This is a genomic window from Roseibium alexandrii DFL-11 (genome assembly GCF_000158095.2).
Taxonomy (GTDB): Bacteria; Pseudomonadota; Alphaproteobacteria; order Rhizobiales; family Stappiaceae; genus Roseibium; species Roseibium alexandrii.
On record NZ_CM011002.1, the window covers coordinates 3268986 to 3295440 of the forward strand.

Sequence of the window (26455 nt, forward strand, 5' to 3'; positions counted from 1 at the left end):
CTTTTTCTATTGACCGACAGGTCACCGGCGGAACCGCCGGTGCGGAAACGAGAAACGTTTCACGCCTACACAATGGACCAGTCAGCGCTAAAGTGCCATCCCCCTCATAGTCACAAGGGCGGTCCTATAATCGGCGCCTGCATGAGAGTCAATCGTCTCATGAAATGGGAAAGAATCCGACAAAACCAATAAAGAAAACGGGGTAATATTGCGAGAAATGCAAAAGAAACTGACGTTTCTTACAGTTCAGGCTGACAAAACCAGAAGGAGTTCGGCTGATCCCTCGGACGGTCACATCTTTGCGTTTTTTTCCCGCCGCCGTTGAACGGAAGAGCCGATTTTCATGGCCTCGCGATATTTTGCGACCGTGCGGCGCGCAATATCCACGCCCTCGTCTTTGAGGACTTTCACGATGGTGTCATCGGAGAGAATCGCCTTCGGATCTTCCGCGTCTATCATCTGTTTAATCTTGTGGCGCACAGATTCGGCCGAATGCGCGTCGCCGCCGACTGTCGCGGAGATTGCCGAGGAGAAAAAGTACTTAAGTTCAAAAATGCCACGCGGTGTCGCCATGTATTTGTTGGACGTCACCCGGCTGACCGTCGACTCATGCATTTCGATCGCTTCAGCAATCGTTTTCAGATTTAGCGGGCGGAGGTGCGCAATTCCGTAAGTCAGGAAACCATCCTGTTGACGCACGATCTCGGTGGCGACCTTTAGAATTGTCTTGGCCCGCTGGTCTAGGCTTTTCGCGAGCCAATTCGCCGTCTGTAGCGACTCAGTCAGGTATTCTTTCTCGGTTTCATTGCGGGCAGTTTTCACAACACGCGCAAAATATGTCTGATTGACAAGAACCTTCGGAAGCGTGTCGGAGTTAAGTTCAACCGCCCAAGTGCCATCGTTGGCCGGGCGGACGAAAACATCCGGCACCATTGGCTGGACCAAAGCACCGCCAAATACAGAGCCGGGTTTTGGATCAAGGGCTCTGATCTCGTGGATCATGTCCTTCAGGTCTTCCTCGTCCACGCCGCATATTTTCTTCAGTGCTGCCAGCTCGCGTTTGGCAAGCAACTCGATATTGGCGATCAAAGCTTCCATCGCCGGGTCGTACCGGTTCTTCTCAATCAACTGGAGCTTGAGACACTCAGCCAGGTTTCGGGCAAAAACGCCGGCCGGCTCGAACGTTTGCAAGATACTCAGAACACTCTCAACCCGTTCCGGCTCAACACCGAGTTGCTCGGCGGCTTCAATCAAATCGATATAGAGATATCCGTTTTCATCCAATGAGTTGATCAGGTGTCCGGCAATCAACTTGTCCACGTCATCGGATATAGCGAGGTTCATCTGCTCCTCCAAGGAGGTGGTCAGAGACCCCTCTTCGGCGACAAACGCTTCAAGATTATAGTCTTCTGAGGCTGCGCTTGATCCGGCATTCTTGTAGCTGTCACCACCCTTCAGCTGAGCCGGATCCGGAGAGGCCGGCACGCCAGGCTCATCCGGATATACGTTGCTGAGATCTGTGTCCATCCGCGAGGCGATAGCCTCCGCACCGGTTTCCAAATCGCTCTGCATCCAGTCGCCGCTGCCAGGTTCGCTATCGCCGCCCGGAGGTTTTTCTGACCGTTCCGAGCGGGCATCACCGGGTGCTTCGGACTGGGTATTGGCGTCGCTGGGAGCGTTGTAAACTGCATCGGCCTCCCCTTTTTCCAGAAGCGGATTGCGTTCCAGCTCAGCCTCGACATAGGCAACCAGATCAAGATTGGACATCTGCAGCAACTTGATCGCCTGCATCAACTGCGGCGTCATGACAAGAGACTGGCTCTGCCGCATCTCCAATTTGGTTGATATTGCCATTGATGTCCCGGGCGCTCGTCAGGTTCGGTTGGTCTGCTTCTTGCTTATGATCACAAGATACAAACTTGCACGCCCGTTGTCATCAAAGGGTAAACTGCTCACCAAGATAAAGTCGACGGACATCTGGATTTGACACAATGTCCCGCGGAAGCCCTTCGGTCAGAACTTCTCCGGCAGCAATAATATAGGCGCGGTCGATCAGACCGAGCGTCTCCCGGACATTGTGATCCGTAATCAAGACCCCGATACCGCGCTTTGTGAGGTGACGTACAAGCTGCTGAATGTCACCGACAGCGATTGGATCGATCCCCGCAAACGGTTCATCGAGCAGCATGAATGATGGACGGCTTGCCAGAGCGCGGGCAATTTCCACACGTCGGCGCTCACCACCAGAAAGTGCTATACTTGGAGATTTGCGCAAGTGGGTCAGACCGAATTCCGCCAGTAGGGAATCCAGGTCTTCCTTGCGCTGTTTCCGGTTCGGCTCGATCACCTCAAGGACCGCACGAATGTTTTCTTCCACCGTCAATCCACGGAAGATAGAGGCTTCCTGGGGCAGATACCCAATCCCAAGCCGGGCCCGGCGGTACATCGGCATACGGGTAATGTCGAAGCCTTCAAGATAGATCTTGCCCTGGTCGGGCCGGATCAAGCCCGTGATCATATAAAAGGTCGTTGTCTTGCCGGCACCATTCGGGCCGAGCAGACCAACCGCTTCCCCAGGGCGAACCATCAAGCCAACATTCTTTACCACCTGACGGCGGCCATAGGTTTTGCCAATACCGTCAACCACGAGTGCGTTGGACAGATCTTCAGCTGGTGCCACGGCACCAGTAAGGCCATGTTCAAATTCGTAATTGTCCATAGGAGGCCGGTTCACTGATGGTCTATCCGTTTGCACCGCAATCGGGTGCTGTTGAAGTCATTAGATACGACAAATGTTACCGGTGACATCCGGCACTACTGCTGCGTGCTGGGCGCTGAATTGGGAAGGATACGCACCCTTACACGCCCATCGTCAGCGGGGGCGTTCAAATTGGCCTGACCGGTCTTCAGGTTTACCGTCAAACGATTGCCAACGACAACATTGCCGCCTTGTTTCAAGACGACTTCCTTGCCCGTCATAACCATGACTTCGGTTTTCATATCGAAGTTTGCTTCGTCTCCTGTTGCCGTCTGATCTTCAGAGGAGATATGAACGCCACCACTCGCCTCGAGCCGCGAAATTTCCTGCTGGGCTGGAACAGCGCCATTGCTTGTGTCCGCGCCCTCAGAACTCTGACCATCGCCGTCGTAGAAAACCTTCAGCTGCGACGTTTCAAGACGGGTGTCTCCCTGGATCACCACGACATCGCCGATAAAAGTCGCGACTTTGGTCTGGTCTTCAACCTTGAGTTCGTTTGACTCGATCTCGATTGGCTGACCGTCGCTTGACCCAAATCCGGCGAAAGAATCCGAAAAAGTTTGCGCGGAAAGAGGCGCAATTGCCAGCATCAACGCTGAAAAAGCGACCAAGCCGCGTTTAAAGACCGGTTTCATCATTGGTTTTCGTCCTCGGTCGCCGGGTAAAGGATCAGCTTGACGCCCTCTTTAAACCAAACGATTTGCTTGTCTTTGTCGTAATCGATTTTGCCGGCGGTCAACTGAGCCTCGCCGGAACCAATGGTAATAGGATCGTCGGACGATATCGCGCCTGTTTTAAGGTCAACGTCGACCGTCTCAACATCCACTGTATACCCTTCGCTCCAGTTCAGCTGCACCCCCTCATATAGGCGCAAGGTTTCCGCAGCGTTATTATATATGCCTTTAAGGGAAATTATCCGCGCGCCCTCGTCCGGTGCAAGCACGATATCGGCGCGAATTTCCTCCAAATCGATGATCCTCGGATCGGTAAGGCGCTGGATCGCCTTGCGTGCTGTCACTTGATAGGAGCGCTCGCCATCATTGCCGGACAGTTTTGGGTGATCCATCACGATCCCGTCGCTGGTCAAAACGAGATTGGCAGCGCCGAACGACCCGAGAACATTGAACAACACCACAGCGCCGATCATGCCGGCCAAGATGAGCAGCCCTATTGCGGGAAACAGAAAGCGCAGAACGCGCACAAGAGTGCTGTGCCGCCGTGCGGATCTCTGGACCCGGCTCTCCATGTCGCGTGGTCTTAGCCCGCCGAACTGTTGGTTTACTGCGCTCAAAGGCAACTCCAGCACTCCCGAACTCAGTAACGCAGCTTTCCGGCGGCGAAGGCTCCTCAGGAATGAGCAAAAATGTCGTTTTCTTCCCAGCCCTTCAGATCGAGTTCCGCACGAACCGGCAAGAAGCTAAAGCAGGCCTCAGCAATATTCGTACGCTCCTCGCGCTCAAGCATCATCTCAAGCTTCGCCTTCAGATCATGCAGATGCAATACGTCTGATGCTGCATAGGCCAATTGCGCATCCGATAGTGTTTCAGCAGCCCAGTCTGAGCTCTGCTGCTGCTTCGACAATTCAACCCCTAAAAGCTCGCGGGTGATATCTTTCAATCCATGACGGTCTGTGTAAGTGCGCACCAGTTTCGAAGCGATTTTGGTACACCAGACCGGAGTTACATGAATCCCCAGATAGTGACGAAGAACAGCCACGTCAAACCGCGCGAAGTGGAAAATCTTCGGTTTGGCCGCATCGGTAAACAGTGCCGCCAAATTGGGCGCTTCCGTTTGCCCGCGAGCAATCTGCACCACATCGGCAGACCCGTCGCCGGGTGAGAGCTGCACAACACACAAACGGTCCCGGTGGGGGTTCAATCCAAGCGTTTCTGAATCTACTGCCACGGCGGATGCCGTCTCATAGGCACTCAAGTCCGGCAAGTCGCCTTTGTGGTAGCGGATTGTCATAACGCCATTTCCTTCTGGAGTTTTCTCGGACCGAATACGCGCACAAATCATACGCGCATGCCATCACTTCCCGTCACGTAAAACATGCCGCGAACGGGCGCAAGTGGCAGGATGATACGTCGACCGAAAACTGTTGTGTTATTTCTTGACGCGAAACGTCTCGTGGCAAGTCTTGCAGGTTTGGGCGAGACGACCAAACGCGGTTGCTATCTGGTCACGGTCCGCACCCCCTTGAACTGCATCCGCAACGCTCATCGCCGCGGTTTCCATATCATTTGCAGTGCCTGAGAACTGTTCCCATTTCTCCCAAATGAGCGGGCTCGCTTCAGTTGGCGGCATCAGGCTTTCCGACGGGAATTGCCGTGTCAGATTGTCACCGCTGTGGCCCGCGATTATCCCTGCAGCACCAACGATTTCCGATGCATCAAAGGGCTTCTGACCCCGAAGCATCTGCCCAATTTGTTTCATGCTGGCGCTGATCTCCTCCATGGCCTCCATCCGCTCTTTGACAATTCCCGTCGCGCCCCCATGCGCAAATGCCAGTACAACACTTACGGCCAACATCACCGCGGAAATGCCTGCAGTCTTTCTGACAGTCATTGATGAGCCCTCCACTTTCTAACTCTATCAGCTCGCTAAAGGGCGGTGTTTCGTCGGTGGAATTGACATGATACCCACCAAAGACTGCTGCCACCTTGCAACTATTGCTATCGGTTTCTGTTTAACCGGTCGAAGTTGCACCCGCCAAGTCATCAATGATCGGACAGTCCGGACGATCATCACCCTGGCAACTCGCCACCAGGGATTTCAGGGTTTTCTTTAAGGATTTGAGTTCGTTGATCTTGGCATCAATTTCGTCGATCTTCAGGCGTGCGATTGCTTTGACATCTGCGCTCGCCCGATTGCGATCATCATAAAGTGACAAGAGCTCACGGCATTGATCAATGGTGAAGCCGAGACCTCGCGATCGCTGTATAAACGCCAAACGCTGGACATCCGTCTCCGAGTAATCCCGGTAGCCATTTTCAGAGCGCATTGGTGCGACCAACTTGATGTCTTCGTAGTATCGGATCGTTTTCGTGGGCAGCCCGCACTGTTTTGCAGCATCACCAATGTTCATGAATGCACCCTCACAACTTATACCATTTATGACGCAAACCTTCTGGCGACCTCGAGTGTTGGCCAGAGCCTCATAGTGTTTCCGGCCGGTTTTTGAAACGCCAACAGCTGCGTTGGGACCGGCGTCATTGACTTGCTACGTTAGCCCTTAAATGCAACTTCACTTTCTATTTTTAAACCCTCCAGCCACGGGAAGGTCAAGCACTCCGCTCGGCTGATCGAGGGTGCTTTGAAAACATCGACCGCCTGGGTCGATGTAAACAAAACGGCCGGGCAGTGCCCGGCCGTTTCAACGTTCTAGAGCTCTCTACAATCAGCCAAGGAACTGGATCGTATCCGCGGTCAAATCCAGGCCAATGAGCATCGGATTGTGGTCAGATGCCCGGTACTGATCTGCGGCGTAGAGATCGGAGATCTGGCTATCCGGTTTGAAGTTCGTATTGTAGTCCAACGCCGAAGCTTCAAACGCGTTGATGTTCCACTCTTCAGCACCAGTGACTTGGTCTAGCAGACTGTTGCTGGCCAGCGCGAAGTCAAGCGCACCGAAGGACTGAACAGACGGCGCCGTACCCAGATCGACCGGGAAACCAAACGATGTCTGGTTGTCACCACCCAACAGATTGAAGTCAATCAATCCGTCGTCCTGGCTCAGAAGGTACTGGATTGGATCTTCCATGAGGTAGGAGTTCAGATCTCCCAAGATCAGGATATCCGTGTCATCGGATCCGGTAGGATTGGTCGCAAGCCAAGCATCGAGAGCCTCTGCAGCCTGCAGGCGTGCCTCGTTGTTGTTTCCAGTGCCATCGCCAATACCTTCGTTGTTGCCGAACGGGCTTACCGAGCCTTTCGACTTGAAGTGATTGACCGCTACTGTGATGTCCCCGCCGGTTTCCAACTCCGTGAAAGTGACAGCGAGCGGTGCGCGGCTGGTGCCAGCACCATCGAACACTGCATGGCCCGGATCGACATTCAGATCAGTGAGGTTTTCCAAGCCAGCAAGGTCCGCGTCGGTCAATCTGGCGACAGAAGTGCCATCAGCAATCTCGACCGCGTCAGCATCGTAGATCATGCCAACCATGATCGCATCGCTGGTGTCGCCATAATTGACACCTGGATCAACGAAGGTGTAGTTCCGGCCAGTTGCCTCGTTCAGGGCATTCACCAGATACTGAAGTGCGAACTGACCGTCACCGTTCTGGTCACCATACTCGTTTTCCAGTTCCTGAAGCCCGATGATGTCGGCATCCATTTCGGCGAGGGCTGCAATCATCTTGTCAACTTGGCGCTCGAATTCGGCAGCACTTTCTGCACCACGCGGATCCAAACCGCTCGGTCCAGATGTGTTACCCGTCTGATCAAGCGTGGTGAAGAAGTTGAGCAGGTTGAATGAGCCAACTTTCAATGAGCCACCAACATCCGGCACCTCAGAGTCACGTGGCGCAGTGTCCGCGAATTCTGGTGTTTCCGTTGGATTGATGCGGAAGGCAGCATCTCCGAACTCACCGGATCCAGTACCGAAGCGGAGCACGCCCGTCAGGCCAGAAACGGTGTCGCCAGCACTTAATGCATCGCCTGCATCGAACTGACCGGCAATATTGCCATTTTCACCAAAGATTTCGAACGGGATTGTGTCCGGGTTCTGTGTGGTGAAGCCATCATCCAGAAGGATGGAGTTGCTGACGGCCTCTTGGATGAATGCATTGAACCCTTCCACACTTGGCGTATTGCCTTGCGTGTAGGTTTCGAGCAGTCCGTCTGCTTGAAGACCAATATCACCGAAACGGCCCAGGGTGAACAGATCTGCAACGGTCATCGTTTCCGGGATCGTCACCAGCATACCCTCATAAGCCTCGAGGTCCGGAATGAACTCGCCATCGCTGTTCTGGATAACATCTGCGACCGGGAAGGTGATTTCAGCGGCCGTCGGCTCCGTATTTTCGGCACTCACGACTTGGATATCGGTGACATCGCCAATTTGCGTTTCACCAAAGAACTCCGTGACCGTCCCGGTAACACGAACAAGGTCGCCAACTTTAACATCGAGACCCGGTTCAAATCCGTCGAAGACGAAGACGCCCTCGGACGTTGCGGCATTGTCATCCGCATCCTTGTCTTCTTCCTGAAGGAAGAACCCGTTGAGGTCACCGTCGACACCATTGCCACCGTCTTGGAAGTCGCCAACGACAATCGCCTCGACAGTCACTCGCTGACCTTCCAGCAGAGATCCTGTGGCTGTGCCCTGGATGGACGAAATCAGCTCAAACGTTGGCTCTTCACCACCGTTGTCTCCGCCTGGTGTGTTGGCAGTGCCTTTAGTCTCCTCTGTGGGGGCCGACCAAGAACCGTCATCCAAACGCTGCAGGGACTGCCCGGCAGGCGTTGAACCTGGTTCAGACACACCAATGTCCGTGGACGTCAGGCCGTTGGCAGTGCCATTCGTTGCGGTCATGGCGCCCTCATAGCTGAGGAACTCAATGACTTCAGTTCCGTCGACAAGAGCAAGTCCGTCCGGGCTTCCGTTCTGGATGCCGTTGGCCGGCAGTTCCATCACATAATAATCAAAGGTGTCATCAGAAAACTGAGTGCCGGACGAGACGTCAATAGTACGGTATTCAGTGCCATTGCTGCCGTTGTACAACTCGACCGAGAGCGTTGAGACGTCGTAACCATTGTCCACCCGCACCTCGATGAACTCTCCCACATCTCCACCATCGTTGTCGTAATGGAATTCGTTGATCCGCGGTGCGGTCTCCTGGGGAAGCACATCGTCTTCACGGAATGTCAGGTTCTGGATACGGTCATCGGAGGAAGGACCGCTGTCGGCTTCGTTGAAGGCCGTTCCGCCTTTTTCCGGGTTGTGGTTGTCTTCCAGGTATTCGGCCAGAGCATCTTGCTCACTGCCATTGACAGCGAAGATCGCATCACCTGAGAACAGGCCATCGTTTTCGTCGTCGCCGTCTAGGTCGATCAGATCCACCCGGTTCGGATCGGACAAGTTGGACAGAACCGGATCGCCGCTGTTGGCCAGGAAGTTGAGTGTCACAATGCGGAAGCTCTCTGAACCGTCACCGACGATATCTCCGTCGCGGACCAGCTCAGCAACCAGTTTGTCGCCGTCGAAGATCCCGGCAGAGACCACGCGGCTTCCTTCTGGCTGTGTTTCGTCAAAGGAGAACTTCAGGCCGGAGATCTGCGGGAAGCCGCCAGAGGCGTTGCCCGGCAGTGCGCCGACGGCGCCTTCCAGGAAGTCCACCAGTTCCGTTTTGGTGATATCCAGTAGCGTCAGGCCGTTGTTGAAGGCCAGTGTTGTGGCAATGTCGTTTTGGCTGATACCGCCGGTCGGCTTGACGACCTGATTGTTCTCATCAAGAACCTGCGAGTTCGGCAAACGGATGGCTTCCGTGCCGCCAGCAGGAACAACGATCTCACCGATGTTGGCGCGAATGCCGCCACCGTTCTTGATCGATACCACAACCGCTTCACCCAGATTATTTTCTGCAATCATCTGGTTGGCATAGGCAAGGTTCGCATCTGCAGTCAGGTTGCCAAGGTTGGTTTCCTGGGTGCGGACACCGTCCGGATCCTCTTCGGTGAAGGTGCCGGAGCGGTTGCCGTTCAGGAACACATCGGAAACACCGAACACATTCGATTCTGTCGCCACGATCTCCGCCTGGATGGCGTCCGTGATCGCATCGACTTCAGCATCGATCAGGTTCTCAGCGCCGAGAGCTGCAACACCGGCATCATCGGTGGCATAAGCACCGGAAACCAATTCATCATAGCTGTCCGCAATGATGTGACCGTCTTCGTCAAAGTCGACAACAAGGCGTCCGACATATTTGTAATTGCCGTCGGTGTTGACGACCGCCGTCGTGGTGCCGCCAGCATTTTCGACCATTATCGGGTACTGGCCCTGATCGCTGTCGCCGTCACGCGCACGGTCATTGTCATCGAAGAGGCGGGTGTTCGAGCCACCAGCAACGATGATGTCAACGTCGGTCAAACGAGCAGCCAACTCCTGCTCGATGGAGATCTGCTGCATGTGGCTGAGCAAGATAACCTTGTTCAGGCTCGGGTTTGCAGCCAGCAGCGCATCCACTTCGCTCTGCAGAACTGCGGCCAGCGCATCCAATTGCTCTGGTGTCGGATTGCTGTCGAAGTCTTCTGGCAAGATACCCAGATCCGCGCCCGGGCTGGAAATTGCGCGGATTGTCGGAACGGTCGCACCGACGATACCGACGAGCTCGCCGTTGACATCGGAGACGCTGGACGACGTCACGACGTGTTCAAGAGTTGCCGTGTCCTGGCCACCTTCAACGGCAAGCGGAGCAAGGTTGGCATCGGTTGAGAAGTCGAGGTTCGCGGAAAGGTACGGGAACATCGCGCCACCGAAATCAGCACCTTCCAGATCCGTTCCGCTGAATAGCGGATTGCTGAAGTTCGGGACGGCCGGAGAGACGACGTTGTTATCATCATCAAGCTCTTGGCCAAAATTCTGCCCTGCCGAACCGTCAATCAGGCCCGCCAGCAAGCCAGTCCCGAGATCGAACTCGTGGTTGCCAAGCGCGATCGCCTGAACACCAAGTTCGTTTTGGATCTGGATATCCGCAATACCCGCAGATCCGAAGACCGCTTCCGACGCATCAAAAAACAGGCCCGGGATGATGGCATCGCCGGAGGATAGTGTCAGGGTGTTGTCAACCTCGCCGTCGTTCCCAAGGTCTTCTTCACGCAGGGCATTCAGAACCCCGGAAAGATTATCGATGTTGTCGATGGTTGCAGCGTTTGCTTCCTGATCCGTGAAATGCAAAAGCTCGAGCGTAAATGGTTCCGGGGTTGGCGTGCCGCCACCGCCGCCGCCTCCGGTTCCACCGTCCTCATCACCTGGTGCGGCATCAGGATTATCTCCCGGGGCGCCGTCACCAATTGAAATCACATCACCATTTGTGTTTTGGGCGCCAGACCGGTCTTCTTTGAAACCAAACAGGCCCCAGTGCTCATAGGCGGATGCGAACAGGCCGTTTTCAATCGCCGCGGCGACATCCGGGTTCGCAGCCAGATAGGCTTCGGTATCAAAACCGCTTTCGAGCTGGGACGCGATGCTTGCATTCGGCGAACGCCCCTCGGACGCGCCAAAATTGATAAAATGTTCAAACAGGCTGACACCGGCCGCAGCGACATCCGGGTATTGCTCTGCATAAAAAACAGGGTCGAATAAGGAGTTTGGGCTCCGGCCTTCGCTCTCACCCAACAGATTGTAGTGATCGAACGGATTCACACCTGCAGCCGCAACATCCGGGTTCTGCCCGAGATAGAATGAGGTGTCGAAGTGAGCATTTGGATCACGACCTTCTTGAAAACCAAAGAGGTTGAAGTGCTCCTCGGCGCTGCCGATCACGCCAGCTTCAATGGCCGCGGCCACGTCCGGATTTTGGGCTTGGTAAAAAGATTCATTAAACTGCAACATCGTGCGATCCCCTACGCGAGACAAAAAGAGACCGGCAGCTTCGATAAGAATGCGAGCCGCCGGACCGTTTCATTAACGGTTTATTAACTTCTGACTGGAGAGTTACAATGTAGTATTTTTTGAATTTTTGATGAATAATTTCATGTAATATTACCATCTTATCAATATTACATCAAAAATATGACAATTAATTTGCCGACTATTTAAATTGAACAGCGTTCTTGCGACTTCTTGTCGAGATTTATGTTTTAATTTTTTGCATTTTTATATTTTTTACGATTTTTCTAATTTTTTTTTGTTTTATACTTCGCTGCATTTCGCAAACGGACATTCTACCTAGTTCGTCAAGGTGAACCTTAAAAATACTTTTTTCATCAACTCATGATTGCCTTGGAACGGCAGACCGCGTCACCGTACTGCCACATCACATGACCAAGCAACGGTTGGGCAGATCGACGTTTTCTCCCCTTACGGAACATCGAGCCCAGCGTCCGAAACCCGTCAAAAACAAGATATGACTGAACACTCGATGCCTAAAACAAAAGCGCATGCGGGGTACACATTGCATACCCTGCAAGACACAAAACGTGTTCAAAATGCTGCTGAAAGTGCTGCAAGAAAAATCCGACTATCATGGAGCCGGCGGAAGCCAGGCGAACATTGTTCCCGATACCTGAACAAGCAGAGCGAAAACCGGACGCTGAAAACGAAAAAAGCCCCGGAAACCGGAGCTTTTTCGATGTGTTTCGGATCGAACTGGATGATCTGAAACGTATGTTTGGTGCCCAGGAGAGGACTCGAACCTCCACGCCCGTAAGGGCACTAGCACCTGAAGCTAGCGCGTCTACCAGTTCCGCCACCTGGGCCGTGAGGGGGGCTTTTAAGGGGCAGCCCACAGGTTGTCAATCGTCGTCTTATACTTTTTTCGTTCCTTTTCCTCCAGCCCTTCACACACCGGACGCAACGGTCTAAGAGACTGTTGGAAAGTCCCGGCCTTTTTGCCGGGTAAAGCTTTTGGACGCGACAAAGGGCCTTCTCACGATGTCCACACCCCTTAACGGAAAACTCGTCACAGTCTTCGGTGGATCCGGCTTCCTCGGCCGGCATATCGTTCAGGCATTGTCCAAACGCGGCTACCGCGTGCGGGCGGCCGTGCGGCGGCCCGATCTCGCCAACCATCTACAGCCGCTCGGCGCACCGGGGCAAATCATGGCGGTGCAGGCCAACTTGCGGCACCGCTGGTCCGTCGATCGCGCCGTTCAAGGGGCCGACGCTGTTGTCAATGCGGTCGGCATCCTCGCCCCAACCGGAAAGCAGAGTTTCGATGCCGTTCAGGCCTTCGGGCCCCGCGCCATCGCCGAGGCTGCCCGTGCGGCCGGACTGAACGGCATTACCCACATTTCAGCAATTGGCGCGGATCCCGAGAGTGCATCTGCCTATGCACGGTCCAAAGCCGTCGGCGAAACCGGTGTTCTGGAAACGCTGCCCGACAGCATCATCCTGCGGCCCTCGATCGTCTTTGGGCCGGAAGACAATTTCTTCAACCAGTTTGCCGGGATGGCCCGAATTTCTCCGGTCCTACCCTTGGTTGGCGGCGGTGAGACCAAATTCCAGCCGGTCTATGTCTGTGACATCGCCGAAGCTGTTGCCCGTGCGGTTGACGGCACTCTTCAGCCCGGCTCCGTTTATGAACTCGGCGGACCGGAGATCAAGAGTTTCCGGGACTGCCTGGAAGACATGCTGGAGGTTACACAGCGGTCCCGCGTTCTGCTGCCGATCCCCTTCCCTGTTTCCGAAGTCATGGGCAAGGTCATGCAGTATATGCCCGGCTCCCCGCTCACGGCAGATCAGGTGGAATTGCTCAAGAAAGACAATGTGGTGTCTGAAGCTGCGATCTCCGAAGGCCGAACCCTTTCCGGCATTGGCATCGAACCGACGACCCTGGCCGCCATTCTGCCGTCTTATCTCGACCGGTTCCGGGAACATGGCCAGTATGACGCCCACAAGGCCAATCGCACCTAAAGCCGGTCAGGCTTCAAGCACACGATGAGGCGGGCTTGGCCCGCCTTTTTTTGTTTTCAATGCATTGCGGTCATCCTGTGCTGCACATAGGCTGACTAAGTGGAGGCGGATTCATGCCGGTTGTTGCCAAGATCACCTTGTTGTTTGTCGTGTTTGTCGACTTGCTCGGACAAGGCTTGGTGTTTCCAATCATCAACAACCTGATCATGAACCCCGATACGGCACTGCTCCCGGCCGCAACCTCTGAGGCCACTCGGCATTTTGATTATGGCCTGATCATTGGCGTCTTTTTCTTGTGCTGGTTTTTCGGAGCTCCCTACATCTCGAAACTTTCCGACAGCATCGGCCGCAAAAACGCAATCCTCATCTGCCTCGTCGGAGCACTTGCAGGCTACGCGCTGACCATTGCTGCGCTTTACATGAAGAGCTTCACTCTTCTGATTGTCGGCAGAGCGATCACGGGATTGACCGCCGGCAATCAGCCGATTGCGCAAGCGGCCATGATAGATGGCAGCGTTGATGAAGAGGATCGCAACCGGAACATGGGCTACATCATTACCGGCGTCAGTTTCGGCTTGGTCGGAGGCCCCTTGATCGGCGGATTTCTCTCAGACCCAGTTATCCTGGGGAGCTACGCCAGCTTGCAGATGCCGTTTTATGCCTGCTTTGTCCTGGTCGCGATTGCCATTGTCCTGGTTCTTTTCTTCTTTAAGGATGAAAAGCAGGATCTTGCGCCGTTTGTTTTCAAGCCGTCAGAGATTTTTGAATTGCTATGGAGGATCAAAAACTATCCCGTTGTTGTCCGGCTTTCAGTGGTGTTCCTGTTCTTCCACATCGCGAACCTGTCCTTCTACATCTTCGTCGACAACTATCTGACAAGCCGCTTTGGATATGGGACGCTAGGTGGCAGCATGATTATGCTGACGATCGGTGTGGCGCTGGCCTTTTCCAGCACGTTCCTTGTTGTTCCGGTCCAGAAAAGACTAACCAAAGAGGCCATTTTGAGCGTGACGTTTGTCGTCTGGGCGATATCGGCAGCTGCGTTTGTGGCGGCGCCTCACCCAATTTTGACGTTCGTACCGGTTTTCTGTTTCTATTTCGTCTTCGGTATCGCCTATCCGACGTTCCTCGGCCTGTATTCGGCGGCGGTGACTGACGAAGAACAGGGCTGGATCATGGGTGTCACAATCGCCGTCTTCACATTGGTCGCTGGAGTTATCTCACTCTTGGGCGGCCGGTTGATTGCGATTGATCTGGACTTGCCATTCTTCACCGTGATGGCCGCGTCCATTATCGCACTCATCGTCATGTTCATTGTCTGGAACCGGCCCGAGATCAAATCATTGACACGGAAGTCCGGCGCATGAAATAGCGCCGGACTTCTTGTTTCTTCAGTCATTCCAATAGCTCGCGCCAAGGCGGTCATGGTGCAGCTCGCGATATCCGCGATTCGTTCGCACAAGACCGATGTCATCAAGTTCCTGATTGCTCAAGCGCGCAAGAGCGCGCTCAGATGACCTGCGGCGCAGATACAATTGAACGCTTGCGGCCAAAGTACGAATGGCAGTGAGGAACAGACTGCGGTTATGGGCACGGCGGCGGAAAACGGTATCAATCTCAAGGCTCATCTCTCTTCTCCGGGATCATTGTCACCCCGTCTGTTCCGGGGATGAAACCATCCTGGCAGGGCAATCCTGACAGCAGGGAGTCAGGTTTGATCTTGTTCTGTTCTCAGGATATGATTTTTTTCGCTACAACTCTGAAGAGTCTTGTTTCATGAACCCGATTGAACGCGCACTCGGCATTTTGCTGCTGTTGACCGGCGGCAAACTCGTCCCCGCGACTGTTCTGGCTGAACGGTTTCACGTCTCCTTGAGAACGGTCTACCGTGATATCGACCGGCTGATCGCCCTTGGTGTGCCGATTGACGCAGAACGCGGGGCTGAAGGCGGTTACCGGCTGGCCAAGGGATATTTGCAGCCGCCTGTCGCGCTTACCCGGAACGAGACAGCGGCACTTCTCACAGCAATGGCCCTCGTCCGGTCAAGCAGGACCGTTCCGTTGGCAAACGACCTCTCCTCAGCGGAACAAAAACTTCTGGCGACACTTCCAAAGGCGGTCCACGGACTATTGAAGGATGCCGAACGGATTGTCGGGATCGAACCGATCCCGCCCGATATCTTTCACTCCGGTACAAAAGCCGAAGCAACCGACGCATGGCAAAGCGCGCTCGACGGGTTCATGACGGGCATCCTGGAGGCAAGACGGGTGCGGTTCGATCACGTCAATCCGTCGCGGCAAACGCGCAAGTCCCATGATGTCGAGCCGCAAGGCGTCATGTTTGACCGGGATCTTTGGTATCTTGCCGGCCGCTGCGTCGACACAGATACCTTGAAAGTTTACCGCGCAGACCGTGTTCATGATCTTGAAATCAGCGGTTTGCGGTTCCGCCCGCCAAAAGACTTTTCGATCCAGTCCCTCTTGGGCGGTGCGTGGCTGTCACATGCAATGCGGCGCTGGGAACAGGAAGACAAGATCAGCAAGATCCGTTTGACTGCAAGGCAAGCCAAACGACTGAGTGCGGACTGGTATTACCGCCACGCGGTTTTCACACCGATTGCCAACGGTGAAATCCTGATCAGCATCCCGAGTGTCGACCCGGGACGGATCCTGCCACTTGTCCGTTGGTTGGGACCCGGTGCTGAACTGTTCGAACCGGCGCACCTGCGCCAGAAAATCGCATCGGAGTTTGCGGCGCTAGCAAACGAGCACAGCTCATCCCGGCTTGAAAAATCAGCCTAGAAAATAAAGGCCCGCAAAACCGGCTAGGCCGACAAAAATGCGCCACCAGGCAAAAGGTGCAAAACCATGACGGGAGACAAAATCGAGGAGCCCTTTGACAACAAAAAAGCCCGCGATGAAGGAGGCGACAAATCCGATGCTGATCAGGACAACATCGTCCGTCGAAATCACATTCCGGTTTTTATAAAGATCATAGGCAAAGGCCCCGGCCATGGTCGGCATGGCGAGGAAGAAGGAAAACTCGGCCGCAGACCGCTTGTCCGTGCCCATCAACAGCGATCCGGCAATGGTTGCTCCTGACCGGGAAACACCGGGGACCATTGCCAGGCACTGGCAGAACCCGATCTTCAGGCAAAGAGACAACGGATAGTCCATCACGTTGGTGTATTTCGGTGAAAGCTCGAGGCGGTCGATCCACAGCAAGATGATACCGCCAACCAACAATGTCGTGCAGACGAGTGCTGGGGTTTCAAACAGCACCTCTTTGATGAAGCCATGCGCCATGACCCCGATGACCGCGGCCGGAAGAAAGGCAATCAAAATGCCAAACACAAACCTGCGGCTGGTCGCATCGCTGGGCAAAGACGTCGCGAGCTGCCACAGGCGCGCCGAATAAACGGAAAGAATCGCCAGAATCGCTCCAAGCTGGATCAGCACCTCAAACGTCTTGCCGGTGCTCTCGAACCCTAGAAAATGACCAATGAGGAGCAAATGCCCTGTCGAGGAAACCGGAATAAACTCGGTCAGACCCTCAACCACTCCCAAAATGAGAGCATTTACAATCGTTTGGCCATCCATTGTGTATCAGGTCTCCAAAAGCCTTGATGACGGGCGGGTTGATCCGCTAACTGTCGCGACGCATTCCGACCGCCTATTTGCCGGACCCGGAGACCTCCGTCAAACCCTTGATAACCAGTTCTGAGGCAAACTTCTCGTCTGCCACGGCCATCGGGCATAGTCTTGCCACAGTTCAGGCTCTATACGCTTTCATGCTGACCCTTTATCACCACCCGTTTTCACCTTCCTCCCGGTTTATTCGCCTGATCTTGAGCGAGTATGGCGCGGCGTTCGAGGAGCGGCATATAAACCCGTGGGAGCGGCCTCAGGAATTGCTCATCCTGAACGCTGCAGGCACAATTCCGGTGATGGTCGAGAATGAAGGTCCGGCAATTTGTGGCCCTGGTCCGATCATGGAGTACCTTGATGAGACCCGCGGATATGCAATCGGCGATCGCAGGCTGATGCCGGATCATCCCGATGCACGTGCGGAAACCCGCAGACTGGTGGATTGGGCACTGGCAAAATTCGACGTCGAAGTAATCGGTCATCTGGTGCGGGAGCGGATCTACAAACAGATCATGCCAAAATCCGCCGGTGGGGGCGAGCCTGATTCTGCGGCCCTTCGAGTCGCCCGGGCCAACATCGACCATCACCTGAAATACTTTCATTACCTCGTTGCGTCCCGCCGCTGGCTTGCCGGCGACCGCCTCTCTTTTGCGGATTTTGCGCTGGCTGCGGCGCTATCTTGCGCCGACTATCTCGGCGAGGTGAAATGGAACAACGAAGAGGATATCAAGAACTGGTATGCGCGGGTAAAATCGCGCCCCAGCATGAGGCCTCTTCTGGGAGAAAAGGTACTGGGCATGCCACCCGCATCGACCTATGCGGATCTCGACTTTTGAGCACCGTTGGGGCCTCAGTTGGATACCAAGACGCAAAAACTTGTTACTGCTTTGGAAGCAAAGGCAACCGCACTCGGGTTTGATGCCTTAAACATTACAGCCGCCGACAGCATTCCAAACGCGAAAGAGCGGCTGAACGCGTTTCTTGAAAAAAACTACCACGGTTCGATGGGCTGGATGGCCGAAACTGCCGAACGCAGAGCGGCACCGAAAGCGCTTTGGTCTGAGGTGAATTCCGTCATCATGCTGGCCATGAACTATGGCCCCGACGATGCCCCGGAGAACCATCCACTGGCGCATCTGAGCGACAAGGGCGCTGGCGGCATTTCGGTTTATGCCCGACATCGCGATTACCACGACATCATCAAAGGGCGCCTTAAGGAGCTTGCCAGTTTTCTAATCTCGCGTGCGGGCGGAGATGTGAAGGTGTTCGTCGATACCGCGCCCGTCATGGAAAAACCTTTGGGTCAGGCGGCCGGGCTTGGCTGGCAGGGCAAACACACCAATCTGGTCTCCCGGGAGCTCGGATCCTGGTTTTTCCTCGGCTCTATCTTTACGACACTGGAATTACCCGAAAGCGGCGCGGAGACCGATCACTGCGGGTCCTGCAAGGCGTGCCTCGATGCTTGTCCGACAGATGCTTTCCCGGCGCCTTACCGGCTGGATGCGCGGCGCTGCATTTCCTATCTCACCATCGAGCATGCCGGTCCCATTCCAGATGAATTCCGAAAACCCATCGGCAACAGGATCTATGGCTGTGACGATTGCCTGGCGGCCTGTCCCTGGAACAAATTCGCTCAAGCGGCAAGCGAGGCAAAACTGGTGGCCCGGGAGGATTTGAAGTCTCCGCGGCTCGCCGACTTGTTAAGACTGGACGATCCAGCGTTCCGGAAACTCTTTTCCGGATCTCCGATCAAACGGATTGGCCGAAACCGGTTCCTGCGCAATGTTCTGATTGCAGCAGGGAACTCAGCAAAGCCGGAGCTCGTGAACTCTGTTGAGCGGCTACTGGATGATCCGGATGAAACCGTGCGTGGCACCGCGGTCTGGGCCTGGCGCCAACTTGTTTCAACCGACAGGTTCAAGCAAAAGAGCCACGCCGCGCTTCTATCTGAAACCAGCGCTGAAGTTCGCACAGAGTGGCAAAAGCAAGGATAAAAAGTGATCGCCAGCTTTGGGCCATCTTCTCGTGAGTATGGTCTATAGTTTATTGAAAGGTCATCACGGCAAGAGGTGTTTTTCCTCGGATATGCCGGACCTCTATCCCGGATACCGGAGCCAAGATGTTGTATTTTTCCAGCCCTCTCTCCAAATGCCCCCGCCCCGCCTACCTGGCGCCCATGAGAACGACCGTGCTTTCGGCCGGTTTTGCTCTCGCGATTGCGCCTGGAATGGCCACCGCACAAACATCCGGGCTCGAAGCCTATAACGCTTATGTTGCCGGCCTGAGGGATCTTGGGTTTACCGTTGAGGACGGTGCCATCAACTATGACGGCACCACAGATACACTCACGATCTCGGACGCCAGTCTCGGGTTCAAAGGCGTTATCACAGACCTTCCTGCCGAGGGATTTGACGGTGATAACGCTGACGCAGATGCCTCCGAAAACACGAACCTTTCCTACGACCTGTCCTTGTCATCGGGCACGGTGACAATTGAAGGTTTGAGCGAAGACAACAACGTTCTCTCCGCGAGCCGCTGGTCATATTCAGACGACACGAGCCTCAGCATATCAGCCGCCATTGACGGTGAAGGCCGTTTTTTGGCTGACGCACGGCTGGCCGGGGCAAAAGCTGAAAACTACAGTTTCACCATACCGGCACTGCCTGCCGAAGAACCGGATAAACAAGCCAGCCGATGGTTGCCGTTTTTCAAAACCCTCCTGCAAGCTTCCTATGATGAAGTTCGGGTCGAAACGACAGCCATGACGCTGGAAGCATATGCTGACGAAGACGGGACCGAAACTCAGGTCATGTCTGGAACCGTTCAACTGGACGGGTACCTCATGGCCGGTGCGGTCAACGGAAAGATCGCACGTTATTCGCTCGACAAGATGACCCAGACCCTCGAAACCCGCGATGAGACCAGCGGGCAGGCGCTCACCCAAAAAACGTCCCAGGGAAAGACTGTCTACGAGGACATGGATGCCAACGCCCTGATTGCGCTGCTCGATCCGGATGTTCCGGAGACCGGTGATGAAGTCACAGTTATCAGAACAGCTTCTGCGGTTGATTATGCCAGCCGGCAGGATCTGGGCGATGGGACCACAATCGCCTTCAAGATCAATCGAACCTCGATGGATGATCTGACCTTCGTTAAACGCGAAAATGATTTCCTCGACCTGATGGACAATATGATCGCCGGAGATCGGCCGGAGCCTGTCGACATCATCACCAATGTTTTCCAGATCTACCGCTCATTTGCTATCGCAGACGCGCGTGTTTCCGGAGTTGACGTCAGCATTGAGCAAGCAGGCGTGGACACACCGGCAAAGGTGGCCATCAAAGAAGCCGCGCTGACAAATGTCAGTTCTGATGGCATCGGGGAAATGATGCTTGTCGGTGTTGCCGCCCCTGATCTGCCGGAGGGCGCAGCCATGTCTCTGGAGTGGGCCGCGCTTGGCGATATTGAATTTGCCGACTTCGCTCCGATGGAAAGCATGATCGCAACCTTGATCGACAATCCCGATTATGGCGAGGAAAACCCTTTGGACGTCCTTCGGGCCTTCATGCCGCACTCGATTTCGTATGAAGTGGAGGGGCTTAAGGTCGCGGTGCCGGATGCCGGTGTCACAAGTGTGAACCGTGCCGAAATGCGAATGTCGTCAACGGTGCCACCCATCCCTACTAGCTATTATGCCAAGAACGACGGTATTCAGATCCCTGCGAAGGCTTTGGGTGATCCGGAAGTGGAAGCATTTTTGGAAGCGCTCGGGATCTCCGAGATCATCTGGTCTGATGAAACGCGTCTTTATTGGGACGAAGCCACAAAGGAACTCAACCTCGAACGGCTTACTTTCGAAATGCAAGGTGTTGGACGGGCAGAAGCTTCGGCGCGGTTCGGCAATGTTCCGAAAGAGCTTTTTGAAGATCCTGAGGGCCAGGGTCAGATGGCATTGATCGTTGCCCAGTTCATCGACGCACGCATCCGGTTTGTCGACGACGGCGTTACCGAAAACGGTCTCGCTCACATCGCCAATGACCAGAACATTCCGGTCAATATATTCCGCGAGGCTCTGACGGAGCAGGCAGCTGAAATGACGGCGCCAATCCAAAATGCTGCTTTCACCGAGATGGTTCGATCGGCGGTTTCAGAGTTTCTTGAAAATCCAGGCGAGATCACTTTGAGCCTCAAACCTCAGGCACCTGTCCCGCTGGCGCAAATTGTCGGCAGCTTGGCAGCACCTCAGACCCTGCCGAACCTCCTGAACGTCCAGGTCAAGGCAAACTGAGACTTCGGGAAACGCAGAAACGAAAAGGGCGGCCGCAGGGCCGCCCTTTTTTGTTTGGTGTTTGGAGTTTTATTCTGCAGCTTCCTGGTGTTCGGCCGCGGAAATCCGGGCCGCGCAGAACTTGAATTCCGGGATCTTGCCAAACGGATCGAGCTGCGGATTGGTGAGGAAGTTCGCCGGCGCCTCATAAAAACAGAAGGGCACAAACATCATCCCTGTCGACACGTCGCGGTCTGCTCGAAGTGTCAGGGTGATCGCCCCCCGGCGTGTTTCCACAGTCACCTGTTGGCCGATCTCCAGGCCTTGAAGCTTGATGTCGCGCGGGTTCATCGAGACAACCGGTTCCGGCTCGATCGCATCCAAAACTGCCGCCCGGCGGGTCATCGCACCGGTATGCCAATGCTCCAGCATCCGGCCGGTGGTCAGGACCATCGGGAAGTCCGCATCCGGCGTTTCATCCGGCGGGACCAAGTCTGTTGGCACGATCTTGCCTCGGCCATCAGCCGTCGGGAACGACTGACCGAACAGGATCTCGTTGCCGGGCTTGTCCGGGCTGTCTGCCGGATAGGTCACCGTGCCTTCGCGCTCCAGACGCTCCCAGGAGATATTCTGGATGGACGCCATGTGGGAGCGCATTTCTTCGTAGATCGCAGGAACACCATCATAGGACCAGTCGAGACCGAGACGGTTGGCGATTGCGATGATCAGCTCCCAATCAGCGCGGGCTTCGCCCGGCATCGGCACGCAAGGGCGGCCGATTTGAACCTGACGGTTGGTGTTGGTGTAGGTGCCGAGCTTTTCCGCGTGTGCGGAGGCTGGAAGGATCACATCGGCATGCCAGGCGGTTTCGGTCAAAAAGATGTCCTGAACCACCAGATGCTTCAGGCTGGAAAGAGCCTTTCTAGCATGGTTCTGGTCCGGATCGGACATTGCCGGATTTTCGCCCTGGATGTACATGGCCTCAATGCCGCCAGCCAGGATGTCGTCCATGATCTCAACGACGGTCAGACCGCGAACCGGGTCCAGTGTACGGCCCCAGGCATCTTCATATTCTGCCCGGATATCTACGTTTTCCACGGACCGGTAGTCCGGGAAAACCATCGGGATAAGACCCGCATCGGAGGCGCCTTGCACGTTGTTCTGGCCACGCAGCGGGTGGAGCCCGGTGCCCGGACGGCCGATCTGACCAGTCGTCAGAGCCATGGCGATCAGGCAGCGGACATTGTCGGTGCCATGAACGTGCTGGGAAACGCCCATGCCCCAATAGATAATCGAGCGCGGGCTGGTCGCATAAAGCCGGGCAACTTCGCGCAAGGTGCCTGCATCAATGCCGCAAACCGGTTCCATCGCTTCCGGGGTGAAGTCCTGGATCTTTTCCTTCAGAGCTTCAAAGCCATCCACATGCGCCGCGATATACTGCTCATCATAGAGCTTCTCGGTCACGATGACATTCAGGATGGCGTTGAGCATGGCAACGTCCGTCCCGGGCTTGAACTTGAGCCCGTAATCGGCGTGGCGCATGAGCCCCTGACCGCGCGGATCCATAACGATCAGCTTGGTGCCGTTCTTTGCCGCCTGCTTGATGTAGGTCGCGGCGACCGGATGGTTCTGTTCGGGCCTTGCGCCGATCACGATCATGCAGTCAGCATCTTCCGCCGCGTTGAATGGTGCCGTGACTGCCCCGGAGCCGATGCCTTCCATCAACGCCGCAACAGACGAGGCATGGCAAAGCCGAGTGCAGTGATCGACGTTGTTCGTCTGGAACCCTTGGCGGATCAATTTCTGAAAAAGGTATGCCTCTTCATTTGAACCTTTTGCAGACCCGAATCCGGCGATGCCCGCACCGCCTTTTGTTTCAAAGGTTGCCTTCAGGCCGATTGCCGCCCGATCCAACGCTTCGTCCCAACTCGCTTCCCGAAAGACCTCGAGATAGTTATCGATGGTCAGCGAAATGCCAACATCCTTCGGGGCATCATCCCGGCGGACCAAAGGTTTTGTCAGACGCTCCGGGCTCGACACGTAGTCAAATCCGAACCGGCCCTTAACGCACAGCCGGTTTTCATTGGCTGGGCCGTTGCGGCCCTCAACGCTCACGACCTTGCCGTCTTTGACCGAAACGGATGTCAGACAGCCCACACCGCAGAACGGGCACACACTGTCGATGGTTTTGTCCGCATAGACTTCCCGGGTCTTCGCGTCCGCATCGAGAAGGCTCTTCTCCATCAGCGCGCCGGTCGGGCAGGCCGAGACGCACTCGCCGCAGGCAACACAGGTGGACAGGCCCATGGGATCGGCAAGGTCAAAGACCGGAGTCGTATGGGACCCGCGATCTGCCATACCGATAACGTCGTTCACCTGAACTTCCCGGCAGGCTCGCTCGCACAAATTACAGGCGATACAAGCGTCGAGATTGACGGCAATTGCGGGATGAGACACATCCTGAGCCGGCTTTTCGCACGGCGCGAAACGGCTGGAGGTGACACCAATCGCATCGGACCACTTGAAGAAATCGCTCTGCGGGTCCGGGTGCTGATCGCGGCTCGGCTGATCAGACGCGAGCAGCTCGAACACCATCTCGCGCGCCTTGGACGCGCGCTCCGTGGCCGTCTGGACAACCATGCCTTCGGAGGGTGTGCGGATACAGGACGCAGCCAAAGTGCGCTCGCCCTCAATATCGACCATACACGCCCGGCAGTTTCCGTCAGACCGGTATCCCGGCGCATCTTTGTGGCAGAGATGCGGAATGCCAACGCCTTCGCGTTTGGCGACTTGCCAGATGGTTTCGCCGTCTTCGGCCGTTACGGTTTTCCCGTCGAGTGAGAAGGTGATGTTGCTCATACTTCAAACTCCTCAGAGAAGAATTTTAGCACGGACGCCACCGGGTTGCTGGCGGCTTGTCCAAGACCACAAATGGACGCTGAGCGCATGACTGCGTCCAGATCAGCAATCTTGTCCGTATCCCAATCGCCATCAGCGAGCAGCTTTTCCATTTTCTCGGTGCCAGATCGGCACGGTGTGCACTGGCCGCAGCTCTCATGCTTGAAGAACCGCATCAGGTTGAGGGCCGCATCGCGCATGTCATCCTGATCGGAAAAAACGACAATCGCGTGGCTGCCAATGAAGCAGCCATGCTTGTCGAGCGTGCCGAAATCAAGCGGTTCATCTGCGAGCGAAGCTGGCAGGATCCCACCGGATGCGCCGCCCGGCAGATAGCCCTTGAAGATGTGGCCGTCTTCCATACCACCGCAATACTCTTCGAGCAGTTCGTTCATGGTGATCCCCGCCGGAGCCAGTTTCACGCCCGGCTCCCTGACACGGCCCGATACCGAGAAAGACCGGAAACCCTTGTGACCCCGACGCCCTTGTTCGGCAAACCATTCCGGCCCTTTTTCGACGATGTCGCGGATCCAGAAAAGTGTTTCGATATTGTGGTTGAGGGTTGGGCGGCCAAATAAACCGACTTGGGCAATGAACGGCGGGCGATGACGGGGCAAACCACGCTTGCCTTCGATCGACTCAATCATCGCACTTTCTTCGCCGCAAATGTACGCACCAGCTCCCCGTCGAATCTCGATGTCGATCGTAGTTATGATCCCGGCTGACCGCAGTGCCTCGATTTCCGTGTTCAAAATCTCCAGAACGGCAGGGTACTCGTCCCGCATGTAGAGATAGATCCGATCAGCAGAAATCGCATGGGCAGCAACCAGAGCTCCTTCCAGGAGCCGGTGTGGATCGCTCTCCAGGTGGTACCGGTCCTTGAAAGTCCCCGGCTCACCTTCGTCGCCGTTGATCGTCAGGAATTTCGGCCCTGGAAGATCGTGGACAATTTTCCATTTGGTGCCGGTCGGAAAACCAGCGCCACCAAGGCCGCGCAGACCGGCGGCCAGAACCAGATCTGCCACGGATACAGCGGTCAGCTCGCCAGACCTTACCCGCTCCAGAACCTTGTAACCGCCTGATGCACGATAGGCCTCAAAGCCGGTGTATTGCGGGATATCCGGTGCAACAGTTCCCTCAAACAAAAGAGAGCGGACAGACATCTCATTTGCATGATCAACGGCGCGCTTACCCACTTGAGCGGCCGGGGCTGCTGCACAGCGACCGATGCACGGCACTTTCTGGATCCGAACCTTGCTCGGATCGACGCCACTTTCCAAGGAAGCCGCCAAGGCATCCGCGCCTTTGAGCGAGCACGTGATGCTGTCGCACACCCGGACAGTCACCGGTGCTGGTTTTACCTCTCCTTCGCGGACAATGTCGAAGTGGTGATAAAAGCTCGCGACCTCATAGACCTCGGCCTGAGAAAGACGCATTTCCTCTGCCAGCGCACGCAGACGGCGCGCCTCCAGACACCCATATGCGTCTTGGATCTTGTGCAGATGCTCAATCAACAGATCGCGGCGGCGCGGCTCCTCTCCAAGCAGCGCCTGCACTTCTGTAAGTGCCGCATCCTCCAATTGACGCCCTTTTGGCTGGGACGGCTTGCGTGATAGCCCCTTGCCGAAAGACATTGGCGTTTACTCCCAGAATGATTTCGTTGGCCGGATGTTATCCAGCGATCTCAGGCCTGTCTGTTTGAAAAACGACAACCGCGATCCCAAAGCTGACGCTTTGGAACAACAGACCCGACGAAAACATGGGCTCTGGGTTTATATCGTCAGATGCGAAAAGGCGGCGACAACCTTCTCGTAAACCGGGCGTTTGAAGGGGACGATCAGTTCTGGCAGCCGGGCTACATCCTCCCAGCGCCATTCTTCAAACTCGGCTGAATGCCCATCGGGTGGGGTCAAGACGTTGATCTCGCCATCTGATCCTTCAAACCGGTAGGCAAGCCAGCGTTGAGCCTGCCCCCGATACTTGCCCTTCCGGCTCGAACGCGCAATCTCGTCCGGATAGTCATAGGTGAACCACTCCGGCGCTTCTTCCAACAGCGTCACGGAGTGAATAGACGTTTCCTCATAGAGTTCCCGCCTGGCGGCCTCTTCCGGCGTTTCACCGGCATCGATCCCGCCTTGGGGCATCTGCCACTTGTAATCGTAGCCATTTTTGTTGGCTTCCGGAGACCGGCTGCCGACCCAGACTTTTCCGTCCCGATTGATCAGCATGATCCCGACGCAAGGGCGGTAGGGCAGGCCATCCACGCTTTCAGGATAACCCGGTCCAAGATCCAGTTTTGTCACGAGAA

19 protein-coding genes and 1 tRNA gene are annotated in these 26455 nt (G+C 55.4%); 6 read left to right on the plus strand and 14 right to left on the minus strand.

The annotated features are described in order from the left end of the window. Positions 1–291: 291 nt before the first annotated feature. The 9 genes from rpoN to SADFL11_RS15105 form a co-directional block, all read right to left on the minus strand. Positions 292–1854: an RNA polymerase factor sigma-54 gene (gene rpoN, locus SADFL11_RS15060; protein WP_040451387.1), complete on the minus strand. Its 1563-nt coding sequence runs from the start codon at positions 1852–1854 to the stop codon at positions 292–294. 82 nt (positions 1855–1936) lie between these two features. After that, positions 1937–2719 carry an LPS export ABC transporter ATP-binding protein gene (gene lptB / locus SADFL11_RS15065; protein WP_008193657.1) on the minus strand — a complete coding sequence of 261 codons (783 nt, stop codon included), beginning with the start codon at positions 2717–2719 and terminating at the stop codon, positions 1937–1939. Between the two features lie 95 nt (positions 2720–2814). Next, positions 2815–3396 (minus strand): LptA/OstA family protein, encoded by a 582-nt coding sequence (locus tag SADFL11_RS15070; RefSeq protein ID WP_008195281.1) that lies wholly within the window; start codon positions 3394–3396, stop codon positions 2815–2817. Next, the gene (gene lptC / locus SADFL11_RS15075; protein WP_209002616.1) at positions 3393–4049 is read right to left on the minus strand and encodes an LPS export ABC transporter periplasmic protein LptC; all 657 of its coding nucleotides are present in this window, start codon (positions 4047–4049) and stop codon (positions 3393–3395) included. Before lptC ends, SADFL11_RS15070 begins: the two co-directional genes overlap by 4 nt. 56 nt (positions 4050–4105) lie before the next feature. Next, the gene (locus SADFL11_RS15080; RefSeq protein ID WP_040452779.1) at positions 4106–4726 is read right to left on the minus strand and encodes a ribonuclease D; all 621 of its coding nucleotides are present in this window, start codon (positions 4724–4726) and stop codon (positions 4106–4108) included. A 138-nt stretch (positions 4727–4864) separates the two neighbouring features. After that, positions 4865–5326 (minus strand): c-type cytochrome, encoded by a 462-nt coding sequence (locus SADFL11_RS15085; protein WP_050776030.1) that lies wholly within the window; start codon positions 5324–5326, stop codon positions 4865–4867. Positions 5327–5447: 121 nt separating this feature from the next. Further along, positions 5448–5846: a Cu(I)-responsive transcriptional regulator gene (gene cueR / locus SADFL11_RS15090; protein ID WP_008190552.1), complete on the minus strand. Its 399-nt coding sequence runs from the start codon at positions 5844–5846 to the stop codon at positions 5448–5450. A 312-nt stretch (positions 5847–6158) separates the two neighbouring features. Continuing rightward, a complete protein-coding gene (locus SADFL11_RS25470; protein ID WP_050776029.1) occupies positions 6159–11312 on the minus strand; it encodes an ExeM/NucH family extracellular endonuclease in 5154 nt (1717 codons plus the stop codon). 779 nt (positions 11313–12091) lie between these two features. Next, positions 12092–12178: transfer RNA gene (locus SADFL11_RS15105), tRNA-Leu, on the minus strand. A 175-nt stretch (positions 12179–12353) separates the two neighbouring features. Between SADFL11_RS15105 and SADFL11_RS15110 the strand changes: the two genes are divergently transcribed. Both SADFL11_RS15110 and SADFL11_RS15115 read left to right on the plus strand, forming a co-directional pair. Beyond that, positions 12354–13334, plus strand: coding sequence for a complex I NDUFA9 subunit family protein (locus tag SADFL11_RS15110; protein ID WP_008195775.1), 981 nt, complete (start codon positions 12354–12356; stop codon positions 13332–13334). Positions 13335–13447: 113 nt separating this feature from the next. Further along, positions 13448–14701, plus strand: a complete 1254-nt coding sequence (locus SADFL11_RS15115; RefSeq protein ID WP_008193108.1) for an MFS transporter — start codon at positions 13448–13450, stop codon at positions 14699–14701. 24 nt (positions 14702–14725) lie between these two features. On the opposite strand, the gene SADFL11_RS15120 is transcribed toward SADFL11_RS15115, so the two are convergent. Further along, complete coding sequence (locus tag SADFL11_RS15120; protein WP_008194887.1) at positions 14726–14962, minus strand: YjiS-like domain-containing protein; 237 nt, start codon at positions 14960–14962, stop codon at positions 14726–14728. Between the two features lie 148 nt (positions 14963–15110). Between SADFL11_RS15120 and SADFL11_RS15125 the strand changes: the two genes are divergently transcribed. Beyond that, positions 15111–16136, plus strand: coding sequence for a helix-turn-helix transcriptional regulator (locus tag SADFL11_RS15125; RefSeq protein ID WP_008192979.1), 1026 nt, complete (start codon positions 15111–15113; stop codon positions 16134–16136). Here SADFL11_RS15125 and SADFL11_RS15130 read toward each other — a convergent pair. After that, positions 16128–16934 (minus strand): undecaprenyl-diphosphate phosphatase, encoded by an 807-nt coding sequence (locus SADFL11_RS15130; RefSeq protein WP_040451386.1) that lies wholly within the window; start codon positions 16932–16934, stop codon positions 16128–16130. The genes SADFL11_RS15125 and SADFL11_RS15130 overlap by 9 nt on opposite strands. A 191-nt stretch (positions 16935–17125) precedes the next feature. On the opposite strand from SADFL11_RS15130, the gene SADFL11_RS15135 reads away from it, so the two are divergent. The 3 genes from SADFL11_RS15135 (at position 17126) to SADFL11_RS15145 (ending at position 21270) form a co-directional block, all read left to right on the plus strand. Next, a complete protein-coding gene (locus SADFL11_RS15135) occupies positions 17126–17818 on the plus strand; it encodes a glutathione S-transferase family protein (protein ID WP_008193981.1) in 693 nt (230 codons plus the stop codon). An 18-nt stretch (positions 17819–17836) separates the two neighbouring features. Continuing rightward, positions 17837–18976, plus strand: a complete 1140-nt coding sequence (gene queG / locus SADFL11_RS15140) for a tRNA epoxyqueuosine(34) reductase QueG (protein ID WP_040451384.1) — start codon at positions 17837–17839, stop codon at positions 18974–18976. A 182-nt stretch (positions 18977–19158) separates the two neighbouring features. Further along, on the plus strand, positions 19159–21270 hold the full coding sequence (locus SADFL11_RS15145) for a hypothetical protein (RefSeq protein WP_008191063.1): 2112 nt from the start codon (positions 19159–19161) through the stop codon (positions 21268–21270). A 69-nt stretch (positions 21271–21339) separates the two neighbouring features. On the opposite strand, the gene fdhF is transcribed toward SADFL11_RS15145, so the two are convergent. The 3 genes from fdhF to SADFL11_RS15160 form a co-directional block, all read right to left on the minus strand. Beyond that, positions 21340–24108, minus strand: coding sequence for a formate dehydrogenase subunit alpha (gene fdhF / locus SADFL11_RS15150; RefSeq protein WP_008192275.1), 2769 nt, complete (start codon positions 24106–24108; stop codon positions 21340–21342). Then, positions 24105–25781, minus strand: coding sequence for an NAD(P)H-dependent oxidoreductase subunit E (locus SADFL11_RS15155; protein ID WP_008189663.1), 1677 nt, complete (start codon positions 25779–25781; stop codon positions 24105–24107). Before SADFL11_RS15155 ends, fdhF begins: the two co-directional genes overlap by 4 nt. Positions 25782–25919: 138 nt before the next feature. Further along, on the minus strand, positions 25920–26450 hold the full coding sequence (locus tag SADFL11_RS15160; RefSeq protein ID WP_040451382.1) for an RNA pyrophosphohydrolase: 531 nt from the start codon (positions 26448–26450) through the stop codon (positions 25920–25922). Between the last annotated feature and the right edge of the window lie 5 nt (positions 26451–26455).

What these genes read in the sequence shown, in the direction of transcription:
- SADFL11_RS15155 (WP_008189663.1), bottom strand. Translation starts at nt 25,781, where the DNA reads ATGTCTTTCGGCAAGGGGCTATCACGCAAGCCGTCCCAGCCAAAAGGG.
- SADFL11_RS15115 (WP_008193108.1), top strand. Translation starts at nt 13,448, where the DNA reads ATGCCGGTTGTTGCCAAGATCACCTTGTTGTTTGTCGTGTTTGTCGAC.
- SADFL11_RS25470 (WP_050776029.1), bottom strand. Translation starts at nt 11,312, where the DNA reads ATGTTGCAGTTTAATGAATCTTTTTACCAAGCCCAAAATCCGGACGTG.
- SADFL11_RS15085 (WP_050776030.1), bottom strand. Translation starts at nt 5,326, where the DNA reads ATGACTGTCAGAAAGACTGCAGGCATTTCCGCGGTGATGTTGGCCGTA.
- SADFL11_RS15145 (WP_008191063.1), top strand. Translation starts at nt 19,159, where the DNA reads ATGAGAACGACCGTGCTTTCGGCCGGTTTTGCTCTCGCGATTGCGCCT.
- SADFL11_RS15070 (WP_008195281.1), bottom strand. Translation starts at nt 3,396, where the DNA reads ATGATGAAACCGGTCTTTAAACGCGGCTTGGTCGCTTTTTCAGCGTTG.
- SADFL11_RS15110 (WP_008195775.1), top strand. Translation starts at nt 12,354, where the DNA reads ATGTCCACACCCCTTAACGGAAAACTCGTCACAGTCTTCGGTGGATCC.
- SADFL11_RS15130 (WP_040451386.1), bottom strand. Translation starts at nt 16,934, where the DNA reads ATGGATGGCCAAACGATTGTAAATGCTCTCATTTTGGGAGTGGTTGAG.
- SADFL11_RS15080 (WP_040452779.1), bottom strand. Translation starts at nt 4,726, where the DNA reads ATGACAATCCGCTACCACAAAGGCGACTTGCCGGACTTGAGTGCCTAT.
- SADFL11_RS15125 (WP_008192979.1), top strand. Translation starts at nt 15,111, where the DNA reads ATGAACCCGATTGAACGCGCACTCGGCATTTTGCTGCTGTTGACCGGC.
- fdhF (WP_008192275.1), bottom strand. Translation starts at nt 24,108, where the DNA reads ATGAGCAACATCACCTTCTCACTCGACGGGAAAACCGTAACGGCCGAA.
- cueR (WP_008190552.1), bottom strand. Translation starts at nt 5,846, where the DNA reads ATGAACATTGGTGATGCTGCAAAACAGTGCGGGCTGCCCACGAAAACG.
- SADFL11_RS15120 (WP_008194887.1), bottom strand. Translation starts at nt 14,962, where the DNA reads ATGAGCCTTGAGATTGATACCGTTTTCCGCCGCCGTGCCCATAACCGC.
- rpoN (WP_040451387.1), bottom strand. Translation starts at nt 1,854, where the DNA reads ATGGCAATATCAACCAAATTGGAGATGCGGCAGAGCCAGTCTCTTGTC.
- SADFL11_RS15135 (WP_008193981.1), top strand. Translation starts at nt 17,126, where the DNA reads ATGCTGACCCTTTATCACCACCCGTTTTCACCTTCCTCCCGGTTTATT.
- lptB (WP_008193657.1), bottom strand. Translation starts at nt 2,719, where the DNA reads ATGGACAATTACGAATTTGAACATGGCCTTACTGGTGCCGTGGCACCA.